This is a genomic window from Streptomyces sp. NPDC033270 (assembly GCF_055576575.1).
The window spans coordinates 1-8,606 of the sequence record NZ_JBVIRA010000031.1; the positions used below are offsets into that span (position 1 = coordinate 1).

At 70.9% G+C, this 8,606-nt stretch carries 9 protein-coding genes; 1 reads left to right on the forward strand and 8 read right to left on the reverse strand.

The genetic code is table 11. The features are described 5' to 3' along the window. Window positions 1–141 precede the first annotated feature (141 nt). On the reverse strand, window positions 142–675 hold the full coding sequence (locus ACZ5XZ_RS32850) for an alkyl hydroperoxide reductase (RefSeq protein ID WP_384432387.1): 534 nt from the start codon (window positions 673–675) through the stop codon (window positions 142–144). 5 nt (window positions 676–680) lie between these two features. Beyond that, window positions 681–1,235 carry a peroxiredoxin gene (locus ACZ5XZ_RS32855; RefSeq protein ID WP_384432384.1) on the reverse strand — a complete coding sequence of 185 codons (555 nt, stop codon included), beginning with the start codon at window positions 1,233–1,235 and terminating at the stop codon, window positions 681–683. A 139-nt stretch (window positions 1,236–1,374) separates the two neighbouring features. Here ACZ5XZ_RS32855 and ACZ5XZ_RS32860 point away from each other — a divergent pair, with 139 nt between their 5' ends. Beyond that, complete coding sequence (locus ACZ5XZ_RS32860; protein ID WP_468984779.1) at window positions 1,375–2,331, forward strand: hydrogen peroxide-inducible genes activator; 957 nt, start codon at window positions 1,375–1,377, stop codon at window positions 2,329–2,331. Window positions 2,332–2,334: 3 nt separating this feature from the next. Here ACZ5XZ_RS32860 and ACZ5XZ_RS32865 read toward each other — a convergent pair whose 3' ends face one another. From ACZ5XZ_RS32865 to ACZ5XZ_RS32890, 6 genes are all read right to left on the reverse strand, one after another. Continuing rightward, window positions 2,335–2,964: a Uma2 family endonuclease gene (locus ACZ5XZ_RS32865; protein WP_468984782.1), complete on the reverse strand. Its 630-nt coding sequence runs from the start codon at window positions 2,962–2,964 to the stop codon at window positions 2,335–2,337. A 153-nt stretch (window positions 2,965–3,117) separates the two neighbouring features. Further along, window positions 3,118–3,717 (reverse strand): Uma2 family endonuclease, encoded by a 600-nt coding sequence (locus tag ACZ5XZ_RS32870; protein WP_468984784.1) that lies wholly within the window; start codon window positions 3,715–3,717, stop codon window positions 3,118–3,120. 111 nt (window positions 3,718–3,828) lie between these two features. Beyond that, window positions 3,829–4,440: a dihydrofolate reductase family protein gene (locus ACZ5XZ_RS32875; RefSeq protein ID WP_468984919.1), complete on the reverse strand. Its 612-nt coding sequence runs from the start codon at window positions 4,438–4,440 to the stop codon at window positions 3,829–3,831. 350 nt (window positions 4,441–4,790) lie between these two features. Further along, the gene (locus ACZ5XZ_RS32880; protein WP_468984787.1) at window positions 4,791–7,211 is read right to left on the reverse strand and encodes an FtsX-like permease family protein; all 2,421 of its coding nucleotides are present in this window, start codon (window positions 7,209–7,211) and stop codon (window positions 4,791–4,793) included. Beyond that, window positions 7,208–7,897: an ABC transporter ATP-binding protein gene (locus ACZ5XZ_RS32885; RefSeq protein WP_468984789.1), complete on the reverse strand. Its 690-nt coding sequence runs from the start codon at window positions 7,895–7,897 to the stop codon at window positions 7,208–7,210. Before ACZ5XZ_RS32885 ends, ACZ5XZ_RS32880 begins: the two co-directional genes overlap by 4 nt. Further along, entirely contained in the window at window positions 7,894–8,418 is a 525-nt protein-coding gene (locus ACZ5XZ_RS32890) for a PadR family transcriptional regulator (protein WP_468984791.1), read from the reverse strand. Before ACZ5XZ_RS32890 ends, ACZ5XZ_RS32885 begins: the two co-directional genes overlap by 4 nt. Window positions 8,419–8,606: the final 188 nt, after the last annotated feature.

The following is an 8,606-nucleotide window of genomic DNA, read 5'->3' on the forward strand; positions in this document are numbered from 1 at the left end:
CTCTTGGGCCCCTGAGCGACCGTCCGTTTCTGCCGGATCTCGAAGTCCATCGCACCCCTTGTGCTGGGGTGTTGCAACGACCACTAGAACCTAAGACCGTGTCCCGCGGGGTTTCGTATGAGCGTTGCGTCGCGTTGCCGATTACTCGGCGAGCGCGGCCTCGGCGTCCAGCGTGGCGCCGACGGCCTGCAGGACGGACGCGATCTTCACGGCCTCCTGGATCGTCTCGCGGTCCACACCGGCCTTGCGCAGCACCTGCTCGTGCGAGTCCAGGCACATGCCACAGCCGTTGATGGCCGACACGGCCAGCGACCACAGCTCGAAGTCGACCTTGTCCACGCCCGGGTTGCCGATGACGTTCATCCGCAGACCGGCGCGCAGGGTGCCGTACTCCGGGTCCGACAGCAGGTGCCGGGTCCGGTAGAAGACGTTGTTCATCGCCATGATGGCGGCGGCCGACTTGGCGGCGGTGTACGCCTCGGCGGAGAGGTTCGCCTTCGCCTCGGGCTCCAGCTCGCGCAGCACCTTCGGCGAGCGCGAGGCGATCGCGCAGGCGAGCACCGTGCCCCACAGCTGCTGCTGCGGCAGGTCGCTGTTGCCGATCACCGAACCGAGGTTCAGCTTCAGGTCCTTGGCGTAGTCCGGAACCGCGGACTTCAGGTCATCGAGAGCCATGGGTCTCACTCACCGGCCAGCAGGGAGACCGGGTCGAGGGTGTCCTCGCCCTTGCTCCAGTTGCACGGGCACAGCTCGTCCGTCTGGAGGGCGTCGAGGACCCGGAGGACCTCCTTGGGGTTACGGCCGACGGAGCCGGCGGTCACCATCGTGAACTGGATCTCGTTGTTCTGGTCGACGATGAAGACGGCGCGCTGCGCGAAGCCGTCCTCGCCCTCGATGCCCAGGTCGCGCATCAGCTCGTGCTTGGAGTCGGCGAGCATCGGGAAGGGCAGGTCGGTCAGGTCCGGGTGGTCCTTGCGCCAGGCGTGGTGCACGAACTCGGAGTCGCCGGAGAAGCCGAGGATCTGGGCGTCACGGTCGGCGAACTCGTCGTTCAGCTTGCCGAACGCGGCGATCTCGGTCGGGCACACGAAGGTGAAGTCCTTGGGCCATGCGAAGACGATCTTCCACTTGCCCTCGTAGGTCTTGTGGTCGATCTGCTCGAACTCCTTGCCCTTCTCCAGCGAGACACAGGCAGTCAGGTCGAACTCGGGGAACTTGTCACCGACAGTGAGCACACGCTCTCCTTGTACGCAGAAAGCCCCTTGTGGGGACTTTCGGTCTTTCCTTGAGGCTTGGACGGGTTACACCGTGCCACAGCTGGCATTGATCAGGGAAATAGCTAGACTGGTTGATGTTGATCGGAGGTGGTTATCAGTGGCTTCGCCGAGTCAGGGCGGCCGACCCCGCCAGCCCAGCCTGGCCCAGCTGCGGGCGTTCGCCGCGGTGGCCGAGCATCTGCACTTCCGTGAGGCGGCGGCCGAGATCGGCATGAGCCAGCCCGCGCTGTCGGGGGCCGTCTCCGCGCTGGAGGAGGCGCTCGGTGTGCAGCTCCTGGAGCGTACGACCCGCAAGGTGCTGCTCTCTCCGGCGGGGGAGCGGGTGGCGGCCCGCGCCCGAACGGTCCTGGAGGCCGTCGGCGACCTGATGGAGGAGGCGGAGGCGGCCCGCGCCCCCTTCACGGGTGTGCTGCGCCTCGGCGTCATCCCGACCGTCGCGCCCTACCTCCTGCCGGCCGTGCTGCGTCTGGTCCACGACGCCTACCCCGACCTGGACCTCCAGGTGCACGAGGAGCAGACCGCCTCCCTCCTGGACGGCCTGTCCCACGGCCGCCTCGACCTGCTCCTGCTGGCCGTCCCCCTCGGCGTCCCCCAGGTCACCGAACTCCCGCTGTTCGACGAGGACTTCGTCCTGGTCGCCCCCAAGGAACACTGGCTCGGCGGCCGCGGCGACATTCCCCGCGATGCCCTGCAGGAACTGGACCTGCTGCTGCTCGACGAGGGCCACTGCCTGCGCGACCAGGCCCTGGACATCTGCCGCGAGGCGGGGCGGGACGAGAACACCCCCGTGACGACGAGCGCGGCGGGCCTGTCCACGCTGGTGCAACTGGTGGCCGGCGGACTGGGCGTGACCCTGCTCCCGCGTACCGCGCTCCGGGTGGAGACCGCCCGCAACGACCAGCTCACGACCGGCTACTTCGCGGACCCGGCCCCGTCCCGCCGGATCGCCCTGGCCATGCGCACGGGCGCCGCCCGGCAGGAGGAGTTCGAGCAGTTCGCACAGGCGCTGCGGGGGGCGCTGCGGGGGCTGCCGGTGCGGATGGTGAAGGGGTGAGGGTCAGGCTCCGTGTGGGCTGCGGCGCCTGGCGTCTTCCAGCACCTGCGCGACGTCCAGGGTGACCTCGGCGCCGATCGATTCGGGCAGGGTGACCTTCTCCCCTGCCATATGGATGTGGTGTACGGCGTAGCCGTCCTCGATGGGTTCGGTGAGGACATGGAGCCGATCGTGCTTGCGGTCGACGATCACGTATACGGGTACCCTCGCTGCTCCGTAGGCGGTGACCTTCTTGCGCAGGTCGTTGAAGTAGTTCCCGGATGTGATCTCAAGGACCATCCGGAACGATGCCGGGTCGACGCACTCGTACTCGATGATGTGTTCCTCGGCATCGGCGTCCACTACGGACAGGTCGGGCATGGCGAAGTTCTCCCGGCCGTCCGGCAGCCACAGGCCGACACCTTCGAGGACCAGCGTCTCACCGCGGTTCAGTCCCGCCGCGGCAAAGGTGTCCCGCAGGCTGGACAGCCCCTTCGCGTGGGAAAAGTCCGGGGGTTGGGTCACGGTGAGAACGCCTCCGAGGATCTCGACGCGGTAGCCGGGGAGCTGCTCCATGAGCTGGTCGGCCTGTTCGAGGAGCGTCAGTGACCTGTGGTCCGGCGTGGAGGGACCCTCGGCAGCTGCTGCGGACATGGCATGCCTCCCGTTGGCTGGTGCCGAGGCCATCCTCCTAGGCACGGGCGCCCGCACGCGTCTTGTACGACAACGTTCACCCGTTCGGGCAGACGGGCGCCCCAGGGCCCGTCGGGAGGCGCTGCGGGGGCTGTCGGTGCGGAGGGTGAACCCTTAGGGGCGGGCGGCGATGAGGATCGCTGCGACATCGAGGGTGACGGCGCCGCCGACGGAGTCGGGGAGGGTGGCGTGCTCGCCCGGGGCGTAGAGGCGATGTGTGCCGTAGCCGTTGGCGAGGGGATCGTGCAGGACGTGAAGGCGGTTGTGCTTGCGGTCCACGATCACGTAGATCGGAATCTTGGCGTTGGCGTAAGCGGCGACCTTGATCTTGAGGTCGGCGTTGTAGTTGGACGACGTGACCTCAAGCACCAGACGGAACGTGTCCGGGCCATAGCAGTTGTTCTGGACCAGGTGATCCCTGAAGTCGGCATCGACGACCGCCAGGTCGGGCACCGCGAAGTCGAACGGGCCGCCCGGGAGCCACAGGCCGAGGCCTTGGATCACTTTCGACTCGCCACCGTGCAAAGAGGCGAAGGCGAAGATGAGGTCGGTCAGCGACTGTCCGTGGGCGCCGTCGGACGGCGGGGTCACGGTGATTACTCCCCCGAGGATCTCGACTCGATAGCCGGGGATCCGCTCGGCGAGCCTCTCGGCCTCGTCGAGCAGAGTCGGGGGCCTACCGTCACAGGGGTGCTCGGCCGCTGCGGCAGACACAGTGCCTCCTTGTGGCCGGTATCGAGGTCATCATCGTAGGCACGGGCGCCCGCACGCGTCTTGTACGACAGCGTTCACTCGTTCGAGTAAGCGGGCGCCCCAGGGGTCGTCCTACGCCTCGGTCGACGCTCGCGTGTAGGTCAGGAAGGCCGCGCCGCTCTTGAGGACGGTGTGGTCGGTCAGGTCCCAGGTGCGCGGGTCGAAGGTGGTGTCCCGGGAGAAGAGGGGGATGCCGTTTCCGATGGTGAGGGGGCCGAGCTTGATCAGGAGCTGGTCGATCTCCGGGTAGAGGACGCCGGCGAGCTCGCTGCCGCCCATCAGCCAGATGTCCTTGCCCGCCTCGGCCTTCAGCTCGCGCACCTTGGCGACCGGGTCGGTGGCGACCAGTTCCACGGCCGGGTCCGGGCTCTCGGTCAGGGTGCGGGAGAAGACGAGGTGGCGCAGGTGGGGGTAGGCGTCGGTGATGCCGGCCTGCAGGCCGATGTCGTAGGTGCGGCGGCCTTCGAGGACGGTGTCGAAACGGGTGCCCTCCGCGGTGACGCCGAGGGCCGAGCGGGCCTGGGCGGGCAGGATCTCGGGGAGTTCGGTGGTCAGGTGCGTCAGGTAGTCCTCGGCGATCGGCCAGAAGCCGTCCGGGCCGGTCGGATCGGCGCCGTCCGGGCCGGCGATGAAGCCGTCGAGGGTGGACGCGATGCAGTAGACGAGTCGGCGCGGTGCGCGCATGAGGAGCCCCCGTGTGTCGTTCGGCGCCGAGGTGGCGCCGGTTGTGGAGACATGATCTCCCATGATCACTCCGTGCGGAGGCCCTCGGGGCGCATCAGGCGCCACAGCAGCGGGAGAGGGAGAGCGCGTCGAGGGCGACGGGCAGGGCGGTCTGCCGCAGCAGCGAGCGGGCCAGGACGCCGCGGGGGGGCGAGGGCGTCCAGGGCGGACAACAGGCGGGCGCGTTCGCGGAGTTGCGCGACGGCGGTGAGGAGCAGGCCGCAGCCGACGAGCAGCGGGACGGCGACCGCGCCGGCGGTCGGGGCGCGGCGGGTGAGGTCGAGGGTCTCGGTCCGGCGGCGTCGGCGTGCTCACTCCGTCCGCAGCCCCTCCGGCCGCATCATCCGCCACAGGGGCGGCAGGCTCAGCGCCGTCACGAAGAGGATCACACCGCCGCCGATGCCGGTCATCGCGCCGACCCCCGGCCAGTCCACGACCACCGCGCTGTCGATGATCGACAGCAGCAGCGTGCCCAGCGTCAGCCCGCAGCCCAGTGCCAGGCCCAGGCCGAGCACCACCGGGATGGCCGTCTGCCACAGCACCGACCAGCCCAGGGTGGCGCGACGGGTGCCGTACGCGTCGAGGACGGACAGCAGGCGGCGCCGCTCATAGAGCTGCTCGACGGTGGAGATGATCAGGCCCGCGCCGATCAGCAGCAGGGTGATCACGGCGCCGACGAACAGGCCGTCGCGGACGCTGGTGTACTGCTCGTCATGCGGGTTGTCGACCGCGGAGAACTCATGCATCGTCGGGTCGATCCGGGCCGCGGTGTTGCGGATGTGTTCCACCGCGTCCGGGGTGGCGCGGTCGAAGCCGACCTTCAGTTCCATGGTGCCGCCGTTGAGCCGGGCGGCGTCGATCGCGGACGGGGTGATCAGCAGGTCGTAGTTGAGGCGGTCGGGGTCGGGCCCGGGCGCGAGGAGCCGGGCGGGGCGGGCGGTGGTGGGGATCTTCCAGGGGCGCGGTGCCACCGGGTCGTCCTGGAGGAACGGGGCGTTGAGGTCGAGGGTCGCGCCGGGCCGCGCGGCGGGGTCGCGGCGCGGGGCGTCGGTGAGGTAGACATCGCCGTCCCGGCAGGACCCCAGGCGGGCCAGTTTGCGCAGTTCGGCGCAGCTGCCGACGGCGAGCGTGGAGTGCGGTGCGTCGGGCGCGGGGCGGCCGGCGCCCGGCATCCGGCCGACGGGTGCGTCGATGGTGCCGCGGACCGCGGTCACCCCGGGGGTGGCGTCGAGTGCGGCCAGCGCCCGCTCGGTCCGCTGCCAGTCCTTGCCGTTGCCCCACAGGCCGATCTGCGGGAGCCTGCCGGACTCGGCGTAGGCGTGGGCGTAGCCGGCCTGCATCCCCGTCATCAGCATGTGGATCGCGATCGCGCCGGCCACCGCGACGGTGATCCCGCTGACCGCGCGGGTGGCCGAGCCGCTGCTCACCTGCAGGCGGCGGACGGCCAGTTGCCAGGGGACCGGGCCGCCGCGCAGCCGGCCGACCACCGCGTCCACCAGCCAGGGCAGCAGCGCGGTGACGCCGAACAGCAGCAGCATCGCACCGGCCGCGAGCCGGAAGGTGTTCAGCGGGGTGCCGCTCCAGGGCTCCTCCCAGGCCAGCGGGACCAGCGCCGCGGCGCCCACCACGGGAAGCGCGACCCGCCACCACAGCCGGCGCCGCACGGGCGGGCGGTCGCGGACGACGCCCAGCGGCTCGACGGTGACGGCGCGCTGGGCGAACAGGGTCACCAGGACCGCCGCCGCCGGGACCAGCAGCGCGATCAGGGCCGCGGCCAGCGGGCCCGGCGTCAGGTCCGAGGGGAAGACGTTGATGTCCCACAGCGTGATCACCGAGGCGAACTGGCGGCCGCCCAGGAACAGCGCGGTGCCGCCGGCCAGTCCCAGCAGCGACCCGAACAGCGCCTCGCCGGAGGCGATCCGGCGGGTGGTGCGGACATCGGCGCCGACCAGGCGCAGCGCGGCCAGCCGGCGCTCGCGGCGCTCGTTGCCGAACCGTACGGACGTCCCGATGAAGACCATCACCGGCGTCATCAGCGCCACACACGTCATGATCACCAGCAGCACGGCGGGCGCCTGCATCGGCGTGGGGTCCCAGCTCTTGCCGAAGTGGTCGATGCGGTAGCCGTCGGGCGCGGCCAGGGTGGCGCTCTGCGCGAAGAAGGTCAGCTCCTGCGGGCCGAGCAGGCCCTGGTCGCCGATGGTGCCGGCGATCTTGTACGGCAGCCGCTCGCGCAGCAGGGCGTTTTCGGGGGAGTCCAGCAGCCTTTCGAGCGCGGGGGACACCAGCATCCGGCCCGGCCCGGGCAGGTGCCCCACGCCGGGCGGCAGGGGCGGATGGGCGCCGTCGGGGCGCACCAGCCGGCCGCGGATCGGGGTACCGCGGAACGTCGTGTCGACCGAGGTGTAGCGCAGGGTGTTGTCGGCGGGCCCGGGCTCATGGCGCTGGCCGAGGTTCTCGCGGTCCTGCTGCCGGCCGTGGAAGGAGTCCATCATGGCCGGGACGGACGAGCCGAGCAGCAGCACGGCCACGCCCAGGGCGACGCCGGCCGCGGTCAGCGCCGTACGGATCCAGCCCTCGCGGCCGCCGCCGGCCGCGAACCGCATGCCCATGAGGAGGTCGCGGGCCCAGACGGCGGGGCCGCGGCGCGGGGTGGCGGGCGGCTCGGCGGGCGCGGACGCGGTGCGCGCGCGCCCGCCGCCGGCGCCGGCGGGGGAGCGCAGCAGGCTCATATCAAGCCCGCCAGTATGTCCTTCACTTTGCCGTCGCGGACGACGATCTCCCGGTCGGAGTAGGCGGCGACCCGTGACTCATGGGTGACCAGGACGACCGCGGCGCTGGTGTCGCGGGCGGCGTCGGTCAGCAGGGTCAGGACGCGTTCGCCGTTGAGCGAGTCCAGGGCGCCGGTGGGTTCGTCGGCGAAGACCACCCGGGGCCGGTTGACCAGTGCGCGGGCGACCGCGATCCGCTGGCCCTGTCCGCCGGACAGTTCGCCGGGCCGCCGGTCGTGCACGGACTCGACCTCCAGGCGCTCCAGCCACTCGCGGGCCTGCCGTTCGGCCTCCTTGCGCTTGGTGCCGTTCAGTCGCAGGGGTAGTGCGACGTTCTCCAGGGCGGTCAACTCCGGTACGAGTTGGCCGAATTGGAAGACGAAGCCGAAGTCGGTGCGGCGCAGGGCGCTGCGTTGGGCGTCGTTCATGGCGGTCAGTTCGCGCTCGCCGTAGCGGACGGTGCCGGAGTCGGGGGCGATGATCCCGGCCAGGCAGTGCAGCAGGGTCGACTTGCCGGAGCCGGAGGGGCCCATGACGGCGACGACCTCGCCCGGGTGGATGGAGAACTCCACGCCGTCCAGCGCGGGCGTGGGGCCGTACGCCTTGCTCAGCCCCTGGGCCGCGAGCAGGGATCCCTCCGGCGTCATGCGCAAACCGCTTCCGCCAGTTTGCCGAGCCGGGCGGCGGTCAGCTCCAGCCAGCGCAGATCGGCCTCCAGATGGAACAGGGCGTGGTCGCAGATCAGCTGGTCGGCGAGGTCGCCGCCGCGCTTGCGCTCGGTCAGCCCGCGCATCAGCCGCAGATGTTCGGCGCGCTGGGTGTCCAGCAGCTCGGCGGCGTCGCGGCCGGTCAGCAGCGCCAGGACGACCTTGGTGTAGAGCGTGGACTGCAGATACGGCTCGGGCTTCTCGGGGCGGGCCAGCCACTGGGCGACATCGGTGACGCCGGCATCGGTGATCGCGTACCGCTTGCGCTCCGGGCCGGCGCCGGCCTCCACGCCGTCGACCTCCACCAGGCCGTTCTTCAGCAGCCGGGACATCGTGGAGTAGACCTGGCCGTAGTGCAGCGGGCGGTCCTGGCCGAAGTGCTCGTCGAAGGCCCGCTTGAGGTCGTAGCCATGGCGGGGGCCGGACTCCAGGAGGCCCAGCAGCGTATGACCGATTGACATGCCGACCACCTTACTCGTGGGTGTATCGCTGGTGTATACGCACGATGTATAGAGGTGGTCCCGGGGGGGGGGGGGGGGGGGGCGGGGGGGGGGGGCCCCCCTCCCCAACCCCCCGGCGGGGAGCACCCCCCCCCACAGCGGAAGGAGGAGAAGGGTGGCAAACAACACGAAAAAAGAGCCAGCAGCTG